This window comes from Bradyrhizobium sp. LTSP849, from assembly GCF_000938255.1.
In the GTDB taxonomy this organism is placed as follows: Bacteria; Pseudomonadota; Alphaproteobacteria; order Rhizobiales; family Xanthobacteraceae; genus Bradyrhizobium.
Genome location: NZ_JYMR01000038.1, coordinates 14,956 through 33,199 on the forward strand (window position 1 = coordinate 14,956; position 18,244 = coordinate 33,199).

At 64.7% G+C, this 18,244-nt stretch carries 20 protein-coding genes; 8 read left to right on the top strand and 12 right to left on the bottom strand.

Features of this window, described 5'->3' with window-relative positions; translation table 11 throughout:
* Positions 1 to 128 precede the first annotated feature (128 nt).
* The 3 genes from UB31_RS22580 to UB31_RS22590 are packed head-to-tail and all read left to right on the top strand — an operon-like array spanning position 129 to position 2,516.
* Entirely contained in the window at positions 129 to 431 is a 303-nt protein-coding gene (locus tag UB31_RS22580) for a DUF6460 domain-containing protein (RefSeq protein ID WP_045005807.1), read from the top strand.
* Positions 432 to 454: 23 nt separating this feature from the next.
* Entirely contained in the window at positions 455 to 1,189 is a 735-nt protein-coding gene (locus tag UB31_RS22585; protein WP_045012462.1) for an MBL fold metallo-hydrolase, read from the top strand.
* A gap of 1 nt (position 1,190) precedes the next feature.
* A complete protein-coding gene (locus UB31_RS22590) occupies positions 1,191 to 2,516 on the top strand; it encodes an MATE family efflux transporter (RefSeq protein ID WP_045012463.1) in 1,326 nt (441 codons plus the stop codon).
* 123 nt (positions 2,517 to 2,639) lie between these two features.
* Here the strand turns inward: UB31_RS22590 and UB31_RS22595 are convergent, their stop codons facing one another.
* Positions 2,640 to 3,737 carry a quinone-dependent dihydroorotate dehydrogenase gene (locus UB31_RS22595; protein WP_045005730.1) on the bottom strand — a complete coding sequence of 366 codons (1,098 nt, stop codon included), beginning with the start codon at positions 3,735 to 3,737 and terminating at the stop codon, positions 2,640 to 2,642.
* Positions 3,734 to 4,078 (bottom strand): DUF952 domain-containing protein, encoded by a 345-nt coding sequence (locus UB31_RS22600; protein ID WP_045005731.1) that lies wholly within the window; start codon positions 4,076 to 4,078, stop codon positions 3,734 to 3,736. Before UB31_RS22600 ends, UB31_RS22595 begins: the two co-directional genes overlap by 4 nt.
* 283 nt (positions 4,079 to 4,361) lie before the next feature.
* Here UB31_RS22600 and UB31_RS22605 point away from each other — a divergent pair, with 283 nt between their 5' ends.
* Entirely contained in the window at positions 4,362 to 5,015 is a 654-nt protein-coding gene (locus UB31_RS22605; protein WP_082078595.1) for a S24 family peptidase, read from the top strand.
* Between the two features lie 126 nt (positions 5,016 to 5,141).
* Here the strand turns inward: UB31_RS22605 and UB31_RS22610 are convergent, their stop codons facing one another.
* From UB31_RS22610 to UB31_RS22630, 5 genes are all read right to left on the bottom strand, one after another.
* A complete protein-coding gene (locus tag UB31_RS22610; RefSeq protein WP_045012464.1) occupies positions 5,142 to 6,785 on the bottom strand; it encodes a lysine--tRNA ligase in 1,644 nt (547 codons plus the stop codon).
* Positions 6,786 to 6,977: 192 nt separating this feature from the next.
* Entirely contained in the window at positions 6,978 to 7,913 is a 936-nt protein-coding gene (locus UB31_RS22615; RefSeq protein ID WP_045012588.1) for a transporter substrate-binding domain-containing protein, read from the bottom strand.
* Between the two features lie 92 nt (positions 7,914 to 8,005).
* Positions 8,006 to 8,596: an SCO family protein gene (locus tag UB31_RS22620; protein ID WP_045012465.1), complete on the bottom strand. Its 591-nt coding sequence runs from the start codon at positions 8,594 to 8,596 to the stop codon at positions 8,006 to 8,008.
* A gap of 24 nt (positions 8,597 to 8,620) precedes the next feature.
* Entirely contained in the window at positions 8,621 to 8,815 is a 195-nt protein-coding gene (locus UB31_RS22625) for a hypothetical protein (RefSeq protein ID WP_045005737.1), read from the bottom strand.
* Positions 8,816 to 8,925: 110 nt separating this feature from the next.
* Positions 8,926 to 9,447, bottom strand: coding sequence for a Clp protease/crotonase-like domain-containing protein (locus UB31_RS22630; protein ID WP_045012466.1), 522 nt, complete (start codon positions 9,445 to 9,447; stop codon positions 8,926 to 8,928).
* A gap of 289 nt (positions 9,448 to 9,736) precedes the next feature.
* On the opposite strand from UB31_RS22630, the gene UB31_RS22635 reads away from it, so the two are divergent.
* From UB31_RS22635 to UB31_RS22650, 4 genes are all read left to right on the top strand, one after another.
* The gene (locus tag UB31_RS22635; protein ID WP_045012467.1) at positions 9,737 to 11,395 is read left to right on the top strand and encodes an FAD-binding dehydrogenase; all 1,659 of its coding nucleotides are present in this window, start codon (positions 9,737 to 9,739) and stop codon (positions 11,393 to 11,395) included.
* 3 nt (positions 11,396 to 11,398) lie between these two features.
* Positions 11,399 to 12,316 carry a CE1 family esterase gene (locus UB31_RS22640; protein WP_197090848.1) on the top strand — a complete coding sequence of 306 codons (918 nt, stop codon included), beginning with the start codon at positions 11,399 to 11,401 and terminating at the stop codon, positions 12,314 to 12,316.
* 114 nt (positions 12,317 to 12,430) lie between these two features.
* Positions 12,431 to 12,781 (top strand): RidA family protein, encoded by a 351-nt coding sequence (locus UB31_RS22645; RefSeq protein WP_045012469.1) that lies wholly within the window; start codon positions 12,431 to 12,433, stop codon positions 12,779 to 12,781.
* Between the two features lie 113 nt (positions 12,782 to 12,894).
* A complete protein-coding gene (locus UB31_RS22650) occupies positions 12,895 to 13,260 on the top strand; it encodes a nuclear transport factor 2 family protein (RefSeq protein ID WP_045012470.1) in 366 nt (121 codons plus the stop codon).
* 181 nt (positions 13,261 to 13,441) lie between these two features.
* Here the strand turns inward: UB31_RS22650 and UB31_RS22655 are convergent, their stop codons facing one another.
* The 5 genes from UB31_RS22655 to UB31_RS22675 all read right to left on the bottom strand — a co-directional run bounded on the left by UB31_RS22655 (position 13,442) and on the right by UB31_RS22675 (position 18,242).
* Entirely contained in the window at positions 13,442 to 14,290 is an 849-nt protein-coding gene (locus tag UB31_RS22655; protein WP_045012471.1) for an amidohydrolase family protein, read from the bottom strand.
* Between the two features lie 3 nt (positions 14,291 to 14,293).
* Positions 14,294 to 15,271, bottom strand: coding sequence for an aldo/keto reductase (locus UB31_RS22660; protein WP_045012472.1), 978 nt, complete (start codon positions 15,269 to 15,271; stop codon positions 14,294 to 14,296).
* A gap of 102 nt (positions 15,272 to 15,373) precedes the next feature.
* A complete protein-coding gene (locus UB31_RS22665; protein ID WP_045005811.1) occupies positions 15,374 to 16,306 on the bottom strand; it encodes a sugar-binding protein in 933 nt (310 codons plus the stop codon).
* A 95-nt stretch (positions 16,307 to 16,401) separates the two neighbouring features.
* On the bottom strand, positions 16,402 to 17,484 hold the full coding sequence (locus UB31_RS22670) for an ABC transporter permease (protein ID WP_045012473.1): 1,083 nt from the start codon (positions 17,482 to 17,484) through the stop codon (positions 16,402 to 16,404).
* Positions 17,484 to 18,242, bottom strand: coding sequence for an ATP-binding cassette domain-containing protein (locus UB31_RS22675; protein ID WP_045005749.1), 759 nt, complete (start codon positions 18,240 to 18,242; stop codon positions 17,484 to 17,486). The genes UB31_RS22670 and UB31_RS22675 overlap by 1 nt, the downstream gene beginning before the upstream one ends.
* Between the last annotated feature and the right edge of the window lie 2 nt (positions 18,243 to 18,244).

Here is an 18,244-nt window from a genome sequence, read left to right on the forward strand (position 1 = left end):
TTGCAGCCAGCCCGCGGCATATGCTTGCCAGAATTAAAATCCCGTAAGCCGATTGACGCCCCGTTGCGGGTTCCCCATGTGCCTCGCCGTGCCCTATAATGGGGTCGAATCCGCCTGAGGAGTTTGAGATGGTCCAAGACGTCAGAGATTTGCCGGCCGGCCGCAGCGATGGCCTGAACCGCTTTCTCGGCGGCTCGCCGCTGGCGGTCGCGTTTCGCCTGGTCCTGCTCTCGATCCTGGTCGGCGTCGTCTTGGCGGCGGTCGGCTTCGATCCCTGGAACATCATCTACAGCATACGCCTGCTGTTCCAGCGGTTGTGGGATCTCGGCTTCGATACCGTCAACTGGCTGTGGCGCTACTTCCTGCTCGGCGCGGTCATCGTGATCCCGATCTGGCTGCTGATGCGCGTCTTCGGCACGCCGCGGCGCTAACCCCTCACGGAGCCAAGCAGCCGATGCAATTGCGCTTTGTCGGCTGCGGCGACGCCTTCGGCTCGGGCGGCAGGTTCAATACCTGCTTCCACGTGTCGGGGCGCGACGCCAATTTCCTGATCGATTGCGGCGCCTCTTCGCTCCCGGCACTGAAGCGGCTCGAGATCGAGCGCGACGCCATCGACCTGATCCTGATCACGCATTTCCATGGCGACCATTTTGCCGGGCTGCCCTTCTTCCTGATCGAGGCGCAGTTTGCGCGGCGGACGCGGCCGCTCACGATCGCCGGCCCGCAAGGCATCGAGGCTCGGCTGCGTGAGGTGATGGAGGCGCTGTTCGAGCACTCCACCAAGCGGAAGCGCGGTTTTGACCTCTCCGTCGTCGAGCTCGCACCGGAGCAAAGCCAGAGCTTCGGCGCGGTGACGGTGACGCCCTACCCGGTCGTGCACGGCGAATCCGGTGGTCCCTTTCTCGGCTATCGCGTCGAGGCCGAAGGCCGCATCCTCGCCTACAGCGCCGATACCGAATGGACGGAGACGCTCATTCCGCTGGCGCATGGCGCCGACCTTTTCATTGCAGAAGCCTACATGTACGAGAAGGTGGTCAAGAACCATCTCAGCCTGAAGACCTTGGAACAGCATTTGCCCGAGATCGGCGCCAAGCGCCTCGTCCTCACCCATATGAGCGACGATGTGCTGTCGCGCCTCGACGATATCCCGCACCTCGCCGCCGAAGACGGCATGGTGCTGGTGTTCTGACATGCACGCGCCCGTTCATCCCAAGATCGGCTCCCGCCAGGTGTTCGCCATCGCCGGTCCCGCGATGATCGCGAACCTGACCACGCCACTGATCGGCGTGGTCTCGACCACCGCGATCGGACGGCTCGACGATGCCGCACTGCTCGGCGGCGTCGCGATGGCCTCGGTGATCTTCGACTGCCTGTTCTGGCTGTTCGGTTTCCTGCGCATGAGCACGCTCGCCTTCACCGCGCAGGCGCTCGGCGCCGGCGAGGCGCGCGAGCTGACCGCGATCCTGGTGCGCGGCTTCATCGTCGCGGGCCTGATCGGCGCCGCGCTGATCGCACTGCAATTGCCGCTGACCGCCGTGCTGTTCGACCTGATGGGCGGCAGCGCGGGCGTCACGCGCGCCGCCAAAACCTATTTCATGATCCGGATCTGGTCGTCGCCGCTGGTCTTGGCCAATTATGTCATCCTCGGCTGGCTGGTCGGCCAGGCCCGCGCCAATCCGGCGCTGCTGCTTCAGATCGTCATCAACCTCATCAACACGGCGGCGACCCTGGTGCTCGTGCTGGTCTACGACACCGGCATTGCCGGTGCGGCGATCGCTGCGCTGCTGTCGGAGACGATCGGCTTCGTGCTCGGCGTGATCGTCTGCCGGCGCTATGCCGAGGGCGGCTTCGCAGTCCCGCGTGCGACGTTGTTCGACCGCGAGAAGCTGATGCGGATGCTGGCGGTGAACTCCGACATCATGATCCGCACCGCAGCGTTGATCGCCGTATTTCTGTTCTTCACCGCCAAGGGCGCGCGCGCCGGCGACGTCACGCTGGCCGCGAACTCCGTGCTCAACAATTTCCTGCTGGTCAGCGCGTTCTTCCTCGATGGCCTTGCCAATGCGGCGCAGCAGCTCTGCGGCCGCACCTTTGGCGCGCGCGACGCCAAAGGTTTTGCCGATTCGATGCGGCTAGTGTTGCTGTGGGGGCTGGGCTTCGCGCTGGTCGTCTCGGTGCTGTTCGCCCTGTTCGGCCCCGCACTGATCAATGTCATGACCGCAAGCGAAGACGTCCGCGGGGCCGCGCGCGACTTCCTGGTGTTCATCGTGCTCGCGCCTGTGCCCGGCGTGTTCGCCTTCGGCTTCGACGGCATCTATGTCGGCGCGACCTGGGCGCGCGAGATGCGCAATTTGATGCTGGCTTCGCTCGCGATCTTCCTGGGGGTGTGGTGGGCACTGCAATCGTTCGGCAATGCCGGACTGTGGTGGGCGTTGATCGCGTTCTATGTCGCGCGCGGCGGCTTGCAGGGCGCGCGCTATCCGGCGCTGTTTCGGGCGACGTTTCCGAAAATCTAACGATCGTGTCCCGGACGCGCTGCAGCCGTAGCCCGGATGCAGCGCAGCGTAATCCGGGGCCTTTGAGCTCGCAGCCAGATTCCCGGATTGCGCTGCGCTCCATCCGGGCTACGCGACGGTGCCTTACATCCCCGGCCAGTCTTCCGCCGTCAGTGTCGCCGCATCCGCGCCGACGATCTCCGACAGCGAATCCCGGCCCGTGCGCAGCAGCGTCGAGGTGAGGTCGCGCTTGATCTCCTCGACCAAGCCGAGGCCCTTGTAGACCAGCGACGAATAGAGCTGGATCAGGCTGGCACCAGCGCGGATTTTTGTCAGCGCTGCACCACCGGAGTCCACACCACCAACGCCGATCAGCGGGAATGCGCCCTCGACGCGCACATAGGTCTCCGCGACCATCCGCGTCGACAGGCGGAGCAACGGCCGCCCGGACAGGCCGCCCTGCTCCTTGGCGCGCATTTCCTCGCGCAGCGTGTTCGGCCGCGCGATCGTCGTGTTCGACACGATCATGCCGTCGACCCGGCGCGAGCGCGCGACCTGCACGACGTCGTCAAGCTGAGCCAGGCTGAGGTCCGGTGCGATCTTCAGCAGCACCGGCGTGTCGCCGGCCTTCTGGCGCACCCGCTCGCGCGCGTCGATCACCTTTGCCAGGAGATCGTCGAGCAGCGCGCCTTCCTGCAAGTTACGCAGGCCCGGCGTGTTCGGCGAGGAGACGTTGACGGTGAAATAGCTCGCGACCGGCGCAAAGGTCTCGATCAGCTTGACGTAATCGGCGACGCGATCCGGCGAATCCTTGTTGGCGCCGACATTGACGCCGACGAGGCCGCCGTGCTGCGCGCGCGCGGCAAGCCGGCGCAACGCGACATCCGCGCCGTCATTGTTGAAGCCCATGCGGTTGATGACGGCCTCGTCGCGCTCGAGCCGGAACAGCCGCGGCCGCGGATTGCCGCTCTGAGGTTTTGGCGTCACCGAGCCGATCTCGACGAAGCCGAAGCCGAGCCGCAGCAGCGCGTCGGGCACCTCGGCGCTCTTGTCGAAGCCCGCGGCCATGCCGATCGGATTGGGAAAATTGAGCCCGAACGCGCGCACCGCGAGCTTGGGATCGTCGGGTCGCGGCTTGCCCGGCGGCAGGAAACGCAGGCCCTGGATCGCGAGGCGATGCGCATCCTCCGGATCGAGCCAGCGCAGCACCGGCAGCGAAAAGGCGTCAAAGGCGCGGATCACGGCACAAGCTCCGGAATGTCGTGACCGCCATCGGAGCGCATGTTGAGGTTCGTCACCGAAATCACCGCGCCGAGATCGAGCTCGCCATAGAGATGCGGGAACAGCTCCTCATTGCGCGAGCGCTCCCAGCGCAGGCCGGCTCCAAGCGCCTCGTCGTCGACCTCGACCAGGAATAGCGCGCGCTGCCCGAAAAAATGCTTTCGCAGGGTCTCGGGAACCTGGGGCGCAGTCGAGAAATGGATGAAACCGTCGCGCGCATCGTCGGCGCTGCCCCGGTAGACACCCTGCCGTTCCGCTTCGCGCCAGGCCGAGGCCGGACAGATTTTGTAGATCTTGACCACCGCTTGCGGAGCCCTTTGAGTCTCTTGGGGTTTTTCGTCTCTCGCGGGTCTTAAAACCCGGCGCGACCGTAAAGGCGGCCCCTTCCGAACTCAAGCGTTAGAGCCTATTCCGTTCCGATGAAATCGGAACGGGGCTCTAAATTCCCGTTTTGACGCGTTTTCTTGACGCGAACCGGCATCCACTTCGCTTGAAAACGCCCGCACCTATCGCCCCTTGCACGGAAAACGGAAAACCGGTTGATTTGAGGATAGTTTTCCTGAGTTGCGACGGGCTGGACCTTCCATGGTCAGGCAGGCCAAAGCGCAGAGGATGCTCTCTCACGACCAGATCTGGGTCGCGCTGGATCGGCTGGCGGAGCGTGCCGGCCTGTCGCCGTCCGGGCTCGCCAAGCGCGCCGGGCTCGATCCCACCACCTTCAACAAGTCCAAGCGGGTTACCTCCGACGGCCGCGAGCGCTGGCCCTCGACGGAATCGATCGCGAAGGCGCTGGCGGCGGCCGATTCGTCCATGGAGACCTTTGTGAGGCTGATCGGCGACGGCGCAGGCGATGGCCGCTCGGTGCCGCTGCTAGGCTTCGCGCTGGCCGGCGCCAGCGGCGCGTTCGACGAGTCCGGCTTTCCGTCCGGCAAGGGCTGGACTGAAGTCGCGCTTCCCACCGCCGAGGACAGCCACACCTTTGCGCTGGCGATCTCCGGCGATGCGCTTCAGCCGGCCTATCGCGACGGCGACGTCATCCTGGTGTCGCCGGGCACACCGATCCGCAAGGGCGATCGCGTGGTGGTGAAGACCAGAGCTGGCGAGGTGACGGTCGCGACGCTGAAGCGCCGCACCGCGAAGGCGTTGGAGTTGCAGCCGCTGGGTGCGACGCAGGCCGAGCGGACGATGGCGGTGAGTGAGGTGGCGTGGGTGGCGCGGATTGTTTGGGCGAGCCAGTGAGCTTGCTCCGCTGTCATTCCCCGCGAAAGCGGGGAATCCAGTACGCCGCGGCGTCTCGATTCAATCTCAGCCGCCTCTGGAATACTGGATCGTCCGCCTTCGCGGACGATGACAGTGAGGATGCGGCTACGCACTCCTTGCCAGTGCGCCGTCGATCATGTTCACCGCGTTCTGCACGCCATACACCGCAACAAACGAGCCGAAGCGCGGGCCTTTCTCCTGACCGAGCAGCACCTGGTAGAGCATGTTGAACCAGTCCAGCGTCACGCCGGGCCGGCCATCCTTGCCCTTCTTGACCTGGTCGAGGAACGGCTCGCGGCGGCCGATCTCGTAGACGACATTTTGGATGTCTTCGGCCGAGGATTCCTGCGGCAGCTGCGACAGCGCGTCGCGCAGATCCTGCAACGCGGCGCGCTCAACATCGGTCGGTTGGCGGAACTGCTTCGTCGGCGCCACGAAGTCGCGATAATAGTTGATGGCATAGCCGACCATCGCATCGAGTTTCGGATGCGTCTGCGGCGACACGCCGGAACGGTAGCGGCCGATGAATCCCCACAGCGTCTCGGCATTCTCCGCATTCGACGACGACACCAGCGTCAAGAGCAGCTGGAACGTCACAGGCATGTCGGCCTTCGGCGGATGGCCGCTATGGATGTGCCAGACGGGATTGCCGAGCTGCTGCTTGCCATCCTGCTTGGCAAAGCCGTCGCTGAACTGCTGATAGTCGTCGACGTTGCGCGGGATGACGTCGAAATACAGCCGCTTCGCCGCCTTCGGCTCGCGGTACATGAACAGCGACAGCGATTCCGGCGAGGCGTAGCGCAGCCATTCGTCGATGGTGAGGCCGTTGCCCTTCGACTTCGAGATCTTCTGGCCCTTCTCGTCGAGGAAGAGCTCGTAGTTGAAGCCTTCGGGCGGCGTGGCGCCGAGCGCCCTCGCGATCGCACCGGACAGCTTCACCGAATCGATCAGGTCCTTGCCGGCCATCTCGTAGTCGACGCCGAGCGCGACCCAGCGCATCGCCCAGTCGGCCTTCCACTGGCATTTTACATTTCCGCCTGTGACGGGCGTTTCGACTTCCTCGCCGCTGTCGGGATCGACATAGGTGATCGTGCCCGCGTTCACGTCGCGGCGGATCATCGGCACCTGGAGCACGACACCCGTGGTCTTGCTGATCGGCAGGAACGGCGAATAGGTCGCGCGGCGATCGGGACCGAGCGTCGGCAGAATGATCGCCATGACCTGATCGTAGGCCGCGAGCATTTTCAGCAGCGTCGCGTCAAAGCGGCCTGACTTGTAATAGTCGGTCGAGCTCGCGAACTCGTAGTCGAAGCCGAAATGATCCAGAAACGCGCGCAGGCGCGCGTTATTGGCGGCGCCGAACGAGGGATATTCGTTCGAGAACGGGTCAGGCACGGCGGTGAGCGGACGCCCGAGATATTGCGCCAGCATATCCTTGTTCGGCACGTTGTCCGGCACCTTGCGGAAGCCGTCCATGTCGTCGGAGAAGGCGAGCAGTCGCGTCTTGATCCTGTCCTCGGTGAGCACGCGGAAGGCATGGCGCACCATCGAGGTGCGCGAGACCTCGCCGAAGGTGCCGATATGCGGCAGGCCGGACGGGCCATAGCCGGTCTCGAACAGCACCTCGTCCTTCGGGCTCTTCTTCAGCCGCGCGACAATGGCCTTCGCCTGCTCGAACGGCCAGGCGTTGGATTGTTCGGCGAGCGCACGAAGATCGCTCGGGCTCATGCTGGGATCGATAGCAGACATCAAGGGGCCTCCGGGCCGCGGAAAATAGCGATTTCCGGGCAGAATGCAAAAGGTGCTGGGCAACTATTGCGGAATCGTAGGGTGGGCAAAGCGAAGCGTGCCCACCACTTCAAAGATGGTGGGCACGGCGCTGACGCGCCTTTGCCCACCCTACGGCAGCTCGCTCCCCGACGACGGGGAGAGGCGAAGAAGCTAAAACGGGCTCACCGAAAAATAGCGCAGCCACAGATCGGTGTAGCGGCCTTTTTCCCAGACGCGGAACATTGCCCAGTTCAGGGCCTGGCGCAGCACGTCGTTGCCCTTGCGGACAGCGATGCCGATACCCTCGCCGAAGAAGCGGCTCTCGACGAAGGGGCCGCCGGAGAAGGCGCAGCAATCGCCGGAATCCGTGCCGTTGATCCAGAACGCGAGCGAGATGGCGTCGCCGAAGATGAAGTCGACCTCGCCCTTGCGTAGAGCGGCGCGCATGGCATCGTCATTGGGATAGCCGTGCAGCTCGGCGTCGGTGAACATTGCCTTGAGATACGCCTCGTGTGCGGAGCCCGCGATGACGCCGACCTTCTTGCCCTCGAGCAATTCGGGACGGATCTCCGGCATCACCGCGTCCTTGCGCGAGGCGAAGCGCGCCGGCACGCGATAGTAGGGATCGGTGAAGTCGACACGCGCGCGGAGCTGCGGGCTCACCGCCATCGAGGCGATGATGGCGTCGCCCCGGTTCGAGGCAAGCGCGTCGACCAGCGTCTCGAAGCGGCGCATCTGCACGGTGCAGGTGACCTTGATCTCCTCGCAGAGCGCGCGGGCGAAATCGACGTTGAAGCCGGCCGGATTGCCGTCGGCGCCGGTATAGTTGAACGGCGGATAGTCGGTCTCGGTCAGGAAGCGGATCACGGTCAGGCGCGACAGGTCCGGCCGCTCCGGACGCCGCCGCGGGTCCCAGAAGCCGGGCACCGCCTGCGGGGCGGCTTGAGGGGCCACCTGAGGCGTGGCTTGCGGCGCCGCCGGAGGCTGCTTGGCCGGGATCTGCGCTTTCGCGCACGGCACGACCGCCAGCAGGCAAGCACTGACGACCAGCCCCGTCAGGAGGCCACAAGCGGATTTGGACGATTTTGCCTGTCGCGACGGGGCCATCGGCGGGAAATGAACGAATTTCATTGGGATCGGAGGGCCTTATAGACCATCCGGCCGGGAACGCGAGCGCCGATTGCGGTTAACCAGGGAGTTCAGAGATACCGCTTCAGCTCGGTCGCGGCCTCTTCCGGGCTCCGCTTCAGGTTGAACGGCGAGACGAAGCGGGCGTCGCGGTCCATCAAATAGATCAGCGCGGTGTGGTCCATGGTGTAGTCGCCGTCCTTCATCGGGACCTTCTTGGCATAGACCCGATAGGAGGTGATCACCTTGGCGGTCTCGGCGGGATCGCCGCTGAGGCCTTCGAGATGCGGGTCGAAGCTCGACAAATAGTCCTTCATTGTTGCCGGCGTATCGCGCTCGGGATCGACCGAGATGAAGACGGCGTTGACCTTGTCGGCATCCTTGCCCATCGCGCGCAACACTTCCGAGATCTCGAACAGCGAGGTCGGGCAGACGTCGGGGCAGTGGGTGTAGCCAAAGAAGATCAGCGTCGGCTTGCCCTTGAGGTCCTTGTCGGTGACGGCCTTGCCGTTCTGGTCGGTGAGCTGGAACGGGCCGCCGATCGCGGCGGGCTGCGCCACTTTGCTGACCCCGCCCATGGCCCAGAACAGCACAAGCAGACCGACGACGAGGCTTGCGGCGAAGGCGGTCGCGATCACCAGCGGACGGGCGGTGGAGTTCATGAGCGGAAAATTTCCTGTCGCGGGTCAGAAGCAGGCGGCAAAGCCGGTCCTGATCATTTCGAAGAACACCTGGCTGCCGTAGTGGAACCAGAGCGCGAGCGCGCCGATCACGGCGAGCACGCCGACGCCTGCGCCGGCCAACAGCAGCACGGACGGCATCCGGCCGGCAGTGGGCGAATTGTCCTGTATCGGATGGGCGGGGTGCAGTGGTTGAACCATGACAATGATCGGAGCGAAGGCCCCGGTTCCCTGCCTTTCAGATAGGCTTTGGGCCGCCTGCGGGCAAGGCGCCGCTGGCGGGCCAAAGGGATCCCGTCATGCTGAGGATGTCAGTGAAGGAGCTGGCCCCGGGCGGACTCAAGCTGTTCCGCTTGCGGGAGAGACCCGCGCGACGGCTTGAGCGCCGAGGCCTGCGCATCGAGGTAGCAGGGCTTGTACATCGACTGGAGCTGCCTGCCCTTCAGGAACAGCATGTGCGGGGTGAGACCGCCGCGCTGGTTGATCCAGCGTTTCACCTGCGAGGGATACATCGCGTAGAGCATCTGGGTCGCCTCGGCATTGGTCACGGCGCGGCCGTTGGTGCCGAAATCCCAGGCCGCATGGAAGCCGAGCGTCGCGTGCGAGGTGACGCAGATGCGGTCGTGAGGAATGGCGCCGAGGACGATGGTGCAGGCCGAGGCGCAGAGACCGTCGATGATGACGGTGTCGCCGGACTGGCGCAGGTCCTGGTATTTGTCGACGTAGGTCCCGATCCGGCCACCGCGGTCATCCGCAATCCGGACCACGGCGTGAGAAGCCCCCATACAGGCGATCAGAACAACCGCCGTAAGCAACCCCGTCAGAAGCTTCATTATCCCCCGCCCCAGTCGAAATTCGAATCTGCGTCTCAGGTGGTGATGCGCCGCTAGCGTCTGTCGTAACCAAGGTTTTGTCTAGGCGCGCCGGCTCGCTCAAAACAAATTCAAATCCAGTGTTGCGTCCGCGCTGCACTTCACAGCCCTTGGCAGCCCTTGGTCCCAAGCCTCGGTCCCAAACTGGAACAAGTTAACGATGTCTTACGCGACAAGCCCTTGATCTCAGTTGCAACCGCTGGCTTCAATCCGGACAACTACAGGGGGGAACTTATGGAGGGGGGAATACATGGCTGAGCAGGCGGACGTCATCGTTGTCGGCGCAGGACTATCGGGACTGGTGGCCGCGACCGAGCTCGCGGACGCCGGCAAGCGCGTCATCGTGGTCGACCAGGAGGGCGAGCAGTCGCTCGGCGGCCAGGCGTTCTGGTCGTTCGGCGGATTGTTTCTGGTCAATTCGCCGGAGCAGCGCCGGCTTGGCATCAAGGACTCCTTCGAGCTCGCGATGCAGGACTGGCTCGGCACTGCCGGCTTCGACCGCGACGATGACTTCTGGCCACGCAAATGGGCTGAGGCCTATGTGGCGTTCGCGGCCGGCGAGAAACGCGACTGGCTGCGCGCGATGGGCCATCGCATATTCCCCGTGGTCGGCTGGGCCGAGCGCGGCGGCTATGACGCGATGGGCCACGGCAATTCGGTGCCGCGCTTTCACGTCACCTGGGGCACCGGGCCCGGCATCGTCGAGCCGTTCGAGCGCCGCGCGCGCGAAGCCGCCAAGAGCGGCCGGCTGATCTTCAAATTCCGCCACCGCGTCGATGCGCTCTCCATCACCAACGGCACCGTGGATGGCGTCAGCGGCGCCATTCTCGCGCCCGACGATGCCGAGCGCGGCAAGAGCTCGTCGCGCAATGTGCTTGGCGAGTTTGCGCTGAAGGCGCAGGCCGTGATCGTCGCCTCCGGCGGCATCGGCGGCAATCATGATCTGGTGCGGCAAAACTGGCCGAAGCGGCTCGGCGCGCCGCCAAAGTTCATGATCTCCGGCGTGCCCGAACATGTCGACGGGCGCATGATCGGCATCACGGAAAAGGCCGGCGCGCGGCTGATCAACCGCGACCGCATGTGGCATTATGTCGAGGGCATCCAGAACTGGTCGCCGATCTGGCCGCGCCACGGCATCCGCATTCTGCCCGGCCCGTCCTCGATGTGGTTCGACGCCACCGGCGCGCGGCTGCCGGCGCCGCTGTTTCCCGGCTCCGACACGCTCGGCCAGCTCCAATACATCATGTCGACCGGCTATGATTATTCCTGGTTCATCCTGACCCAGAGCATCATCAAGAAAGAGTTTGCGTTGTCGGGCTCGGAGCAGAATCCCGATCTCACGGGCAAGAGCTGGCGCATGACCTTGCGCCGCGCCATTAACAAGGGCGCGCCGGCGCCGGTCGAGGCGTTCAAGCGCCATGGTGTCGACTTCATCGTGCGCGACAAGATCGAGGACCTTGTTGCGGAGATGAACAAGCTCGCCGGCAACGACCTGCTGAGGCTTGATGAGGTGAGGATGCAGATCGAAGCGCGCGACCGCGAGATCGCCAATCCCTACGTCAAGGACGCGCAGGTGATGAACATCCACAATGCGCGGCGCTATATCGGCGACAGACTGATCCGCACCGCGTCCCCGCACCGCATCCTCGATCCCGCGCAGGGGCCGCTGATCGCAGTCAAGCTCAACATCCTCACCCGCAAGACGCTCGGCGGCTTCGAGACCGACCTCGACTCGCGCGTGTTCGGCGAGGAAGGCCGGATCATCCCTGGGCTCTATGCGGTCGGCGAAGCCGCGGGCTTCGGCGGCGGCGGCGTGCACGGTTATCGCTCGCTCGAGGGCACCTTCCTCGGCGGCTGCCTGTTCTCCGGCCGCAATGCCGGCCGCGCGGCAGCGAAAGCGGTGGGATAAATCATGCGGTGGTGGATGCGCCTCGGAATAATCGTCGCGGGGCTATTCGCCGCAGCGCCGACATCCGCCGACACGATCGAGATCGACGGCGCAAAGCGCTCGTATGTCGTGCAACTGCCGCCGGCACGGCCCGCACCGCTCGTGATCGTGCTGCACGGCAAGACCCAGCGTGGCGCCGACATGATCACGCGGACCGCATGGCCGCTGATCGCCAAGCGCGACGGCTTCGCGGTCGTCTATCCCGATGGGCTGAACAATGCCTGGGCCGATGCGCGGCCCGAGGAGCGACGCGCCAGCCGCGGCCCGCCGGAGGGCACCGATGACGTCGCCTTCATCGCCAAGCTGGTCGAGAAGCTGGTGGCCGACGGGACTGCGGACGCAAAGCGCGTCTATGTCACCGGCATCTCCAATGGCGGCGCCATGACCATGACGCTCGTCTGTGCGCGCGCCGACCTGTTTGCAGCCGGGGCGAGCGCGGTCATGAACCTCACCGACGAATCGGCTGCGGCCTGCCATCCGTCGCGGCCGCTGCCGATGCTGATGATGAACGGCACGGTCGATCCGCTGATCCCCTACGACGGTGGCCGCGGCGCGAGCTATTTTGCCGCCGATGGATTCTGGTCGACCACAAAGACACTGGCGTTCTGGCGCAACATCAATGGTTGCGACGCAAACGATGCGGCGGTGACCGATCTCCCCGACAAGAACCCCGCGGACCAGTCCACGGTCACGCGAATTTCCTCGCATTGCCCGACCGGGCATGACGTCGTGCTCTATCGCGTCAACAATGGCGGACACCGCATGCCGGGGCTGTTTCCCGACGCGCATTTCCCGAAACTCGCCGCCAGCCTGCTCGGCCCCCAGAACGGCGACATCGACGGCGCCGAGACGATCTGGGCGTTCTTCAACCAGTTTCCGTGAAGCGCCACGCCTGCATAGCCGGCGACGCATGCGTGCCGGGCAACGCATGCGTGCCGGGGGTGGCACAGCAGAAGCCGCTGCGCTAGACAGGGCCGCCATTTACAGGAGATCCCAATGAGCATTCAGCGTTTTGAAACCGGCCCGCGCATGAGCCAGGTCGTCGTGCACGGCAACACCGTCTATCTCGCAGGTGTCGTCGCCAACAACGCCGCCGGCGAAAGCGTGACCAAGCAGACCCAGGACATTCTGGCGACGATCGACGGCCATCTCGCCAAGGCCGGCACCGACAAGTCGAAGCTGCTGTCGGCCACGATCTACATCACCGACATGAAGACGTTCCAGGAAATGAACGCGGTGTGGGACGGCTGGGTGTCGGCCGGCAACACCCCGGCCCGCGCCACCGTCGAAGCCAAGCTCGCGGCGGCGCAATACACTGTCGAGATCATGGTGACGGCGGCGAAGTAATCTTCGCGAAAATATTCACGCGCGCTGATGACCTCAGAGGTAATCGATCGGCGCGCGTGAACCTTCGATAGTCACGGTCAGCCGAACCAACGGCACCATCGAAGGAGAGCATCATGACCGACCCCATCACCATCGCCCGCCGCTATATCGATCTCTGGAACGAGCGCGCGGCAAATCGCCGCCGCGAATTGCTCACCGAGAACTGGACCGCGGATGCGAGCTACGTCGATCCCCTGATGAACGGCGACGGCCATGACGGCGTCGATGCGCTGATCGCCGGCGTGCAGCAGCGTTTTCCCGAGTTCAAATTCAAGCTGATCGGCGAGCCCAATGGCTACGGCGACAATGTGCGTTTTTCCTGGGGCCTCGGCCCTGAGGGTGTCGACAGCCCGATCAAGGGCACCGATTTCGCCGTGCTGAAGGATGGGCGGATCAAAAGCATCACGGGGTTTCTGGATCAGGTTCCCGCGGGGGTGTGAGAACCGAGCAAGCGGCCTCAAACTCCGTCGTCGTCCCGGCGAAGGCCGGGACCCATACCGCGTGATTTCTCGATTGCGAGCGGTGGGAGTACCGAACGACTGGTCTTCGTCAAATTACTCCCTGTGGTTATGGGTCCCGGCCTTCGCCGGGACGACACCTTTGATTAGGCGCTTGCTCGGCTTATTCAGCCACCAACCGATACGCGACCTTCGCATTCACGCCAAACGCTTTGTCGCGCACGTTCGCTCCGAGCTTTGTCAGGCACGCCTCCAGCGCACTCTTGATCTCGCCGTAACTGCCCGCGAGCAAACAAACCGGCCAATCCGAGCCGAAGATCAGGCGATCCTCGCCAAAGCACTTCGCCACATGCGCGACGAATGGAAACAGCCGTTCCGCATCCCAATCATTCCATTTGGCTTCGGTCGCCAGCCCCGAGATCTTGCACCAGACATTGCCGCGGGCCGCGAGTGCGGCGATGCGATCGGCCCATTCCGTACTCCAGCCATCGGCGATCGGCGGTTTTGCGGCATGGTCGAGGACGAAGCGTGCTTGGGGAAAGGCTTTTGCGGTCGCGATCGCGGCCGGCAGCTCGCGGGTGCGGACGAGGAAGTCGTAGGCGAGATCGCGGGTGAACACTGCCTCGAAGCCGCGCTGGACATCCGTGCGCAACAGCCAGTCGGGATCGGGCTCGTCGTGAACCTGGTGGCGAATGCCGACGAGCTTTTCGCCGCCCGGCAGGGCTCGCAGGCGGTCGAGCGTGTCGCCAAGCGAGCCGCTGGTCAGATCGACCCAACCGACCACACCAATCACGAAGGGCGTTGCATGCGCGATCCGCAAAAACTCCTCGGTCTCCTCCAGTGCGGAGCGGCATTGCACCACGATGCTTGCGTCGATGCCGTTCGCTTTCAACAGTGGAGCGAGATCGGCGGAGCCGAAGGCGCGGCGGATCGGCGTGAGTTCAGGCGCATCCATCCAGGGATAGTCGGCGCGCGCGGGATCCCAGAAATGCTGGTGGCCGTCGATGATCATGGCTCACGCTCCGCCGGGCAGCGGCGCCCGCGCGTCGACGAGTTTTCGCGCACGCAGCTCCTGCCAGAACGCCGGCGGCACCACCTTCTCCGACATCGCGATGTTGTCGGCGACCTCGGCGGCGTTGCGCGCGCCCATCACAGCGACGGTCACGGCCGGATGGGCCATGCAGAACTGGAGCGCGGCCGCCTTCAGCTCGGTGCCGTGCTTGCGGCAGAGCTCGTCGAGCGCGAGCGCGCGCGCAACGAGCACCGCATCGGCGTCCTGATAGTTGAACTTTGCGCCCGTATGCGGATTGGCAAGGATACCGCTGTTGTAGATGCCGCCGAGCAGGATGCCGATGTTCTTCTCGCGGCAGACCGGAAACAGTGCGTCCAGCGCGCCCTGGTCGAGCAGCGTGTAGCGGCCGGCGAGCAGGAAGCAATCGACCGGCACGGCCTCCGCGAAGCGCACAAGCATTTCCGACTGGTTCATGCCTGCGCCGATCGCCTTGACCGTGCCGTCGGCACGCAGGCGCTGGAGCGCGCGGAAGGCGCCGGCAACGGCGTCGTCATAGTGATCGTCGGGATCGTGCACGAGCAGGACATCGACACGATCGAGCCCGAGGCGGACCAGGCTCTCCTCGACCGAGCGCATCACGCCGTCATAGCTGAAGTCGAACACCGGCCGCTCGCGCGACGTGCCCTTGTAGTGGTCGTCCTCGGCGGCAGCGCCGTCAGGCGCTCGCAGCAGGCGACCGACCTTGGTCGAGATGGCGTAGGATTCGCGCGGCTGTCGCCGCAAGAAAGCGCCCAGCCGCCGTTCCGCCAGGCCAAAGCCATAGAGCGGCGCGGTGTCGTAGAAGCGGATGCCGGCCGACCAGCCCTGCGCGATGGTCGACTCCGCATCGGCATCGCTGACCGGTGCGAACAGACCGCCGAGCGGCGCGGAACCGAGACCGATTGAGGTGACGTCGAGTGAGCCGAGCCGCGATCGTTTCATTCCCATTCCTTCCAGAAGCCAGTGTCTCTCCCGCCTGCGAACGCCGCAAGCGGGAGAGAGCATAGGAGTGTGGGGCTGGCGACACTCCTATTTCAACATCTGCTATTTCAACATCTGCGCGACGTTGTCCTTGGTCACGAGATCGAGGCCGGTGTAGACGATCTCCGGCACCTTCTCGCCCTTCTTGATGGCGAGCAGCGTGTCCATCGCCTTCTCGCCCATCTCGAACGGACGCTGGCCGACCAGCGCATTGGCATAGCCGTCGCGCAGCAGCTCGAGCTGCATCTTCAGCGTATCGGCGACGACGAGGGTGAACTTACCGCTGTCGATGTCCTTCTTGGACCTGGAGGCAAAGGCCTTGAAGCCCTCGGGCGCGAACATCGGCCAGCCGCCGACAGGGACGATTGCGGCGAGGTCGGGCGTCGCGGTGCGCACGTCGGTCATCTGCTGAACCGCGAGCGCGGGATCGTCATTGCAGAAGGTCGGAGAGCCCGCGACCTCGGTCCATTTCGATCCCTTCAGCGCCTCGCGGACGCCATCGACGCGCTCGGCGAGGTTCTTTGCGCCCGGGCCGCCCGAGACCATGGCGTATTTGCCGCCGTCGGGCCGGAGCTTGAGCAATTGCTTGCCGAGCGCGACGCCGAACTCCTTGTTGTTGGTGCCGATGTAGGCGATGCGTTTGGAGCCCGGCGCGTCAGCGTCAAACGTGATGACGGGGATGCCGGCCGCAGTTGCCGCCTCGATCGTCTTGGTCATGGCTGCGACGTCGGCGACCGAGATCGCAAGCCCGTCGACCTTCTGGGTGACGAAGTCCTGGATGATCTGCGCCTGTGTGGCCGGCTCATGCTCGACCGGCCCCTTGTAGATGCACTCGATATTGCCAAGCTCCTTGGCGCGCTTCTGGCAGCCATCGCGCGCAAAGTCGAAGAACGGGTTGTTCATCGCCTTGGGCACGATCACGAAGCGGTAGTTCGCGGCCAACGCCGGCGTCGCCATCATCGCGACGGCGATGCCGGCAAGAAGAATTTTCCTCATTGTGTCCTCCACCCTTTTTCTGACGCCTATCCTCTCAGGATCGTCCGGGAAGCGGATAGGCGACATTTTCGTTGCCATCCCGAAACGACGTCACGTCAAATCATCCGCGAGCGAATACGGTCGACCAGCACCGCCAGGATGATGATCACGCCCACCAGCGTCTGCTGCCAGTAGGAGCTGACCTGCGCGAGCACCAGGCCGTTGCGGATGACCTCGAGCAACACACAGCCGACGATGGCGCCGAGCGGACCGCCGATGCCGCCGGCCAGATTGGCGCCGCCGATCACGGCGGCCGCGATCACGTTGAGCTCGTAGGATGTCGCCATGTTGGCCGGCGCCGATCCCAGCCAGCCGGAGATGATGATGCCCTGGAGCCCTGCGGCCAGCGCGCAGATCACATAGACCTCGATCTTCACCCGCACGACCGGGATGCCAGTCAGCTCGGCCGCTTTCTCGTTACCGCCGAGCGCGAAGACATGACGGCCGAAGGCGCTGTGGTGCAGGACCACGGCCATGACGAGCGCGAGGATCACGAGATAGATGAAGGGCGAGGGCACGCCGAGTACGTCACCCGAGGTGAGTGCATAGAAATAATCGGCATCCGGGCCGCCCGGAAAACTGCCGCGGCCGTTGGAGACGACATAGCCGAGACCGCGCACGATCGAGAGCATGCCGAGCGTGGTGACGAACGGCGACAGTCCCAGCACGGCGATGCAGAAGCCGTTGACGAGGCCGGCGATCAGCGCGACGCCGAGGCCCGCCACGACCGAGACTAGCAGGATCAGCCCCGGCACATTGGCCAGCACGGTCTTGCCGTCGGCCGCCATATGCACGAACAGCGATGCGCCGAGCCCGCCGGGCGTCGACAGCTCGGTCATGACCATCGAGGTGATCATGGCCGAGAAGCACATCATCGAGCCGACCGAGAGGTCGATGCCGCCGGTGATGATGACGAAGGTGACGCCAAGGGTGGCGATGGCGATGAAGGAAAAGTTCTTCGCCACGTTCTGCATATTGCCTTCGGTGAAGAAATACGGACTGGCGAAATGCATGATCACCAGCAGCACCGCCAGCGCCACAAGCACATAGCCGGTCTGGGAAGCGAAGATGCCGCGCTGCCACCATTTGATCTTGCCGACGTTCGAGAAGCTGACCGGGGATTCCAAGGGCATGGCCATTACGCCGCCTCCTTCGCGCCGGTGATGAGGGCGGTAACCTCCTCAGGTGACGTCGTGTCGATCGGTTTGTCGGCCCGCTTCTCGCCGCGGCGCATGACGATCACGCGGTCGCACACCGCGAACACGTCGGGCATGCGGTGCGAGATCAGCATCACCGCGACGCCCTGCTCCTTCAGCCGATGAATCAGGCCGAGCACTTGCTCGACCTGGCGGACCGAGATCGCGGCCGTCGGCTCGTCCATCATCACCAGTCTCGCGTTGGAGAGCCGGGTGCGCGCGATCGCGACCGCCTGGCGCTGGCCGCCCGACATCTGCTTGACGAGATCATCGGGCCGCGTCTCCGAGCGTAGCTCGCCGAACAATTCCAGCGCACGCGCGGCCATCGCCTTGTGATCGAGCAAGGCAATGGGTCCGAACTTGCGCTTCAGCTCGCGGCCGAGAAACACGTTGGCCGCCGCCGTCAGATTGTCGGCGAGCGCAAGGTCCTGGTAGACGACCTCGATGCCGACCGCGCGGGCGTCGATCGGCCGGTTGAAATGGACCGCGCTGCCGGCAAAGCGGATCTCGCCATGGGTGGGGCGGAAATTGCCGGCGATGATCTTGACCAGCGTCGACTTGCCCGCGCCGTTGTCGCCCATCAGGCCGACCACCTCGCCCGGAAGCACCTGCATGTCGACACCATGCAGTGCGCGGATTGCGCCGAACTCCTTGCCGATGCCGGAGAGTTCGAGGACCGGTGTTGCGTCAGCACTTGCCATCA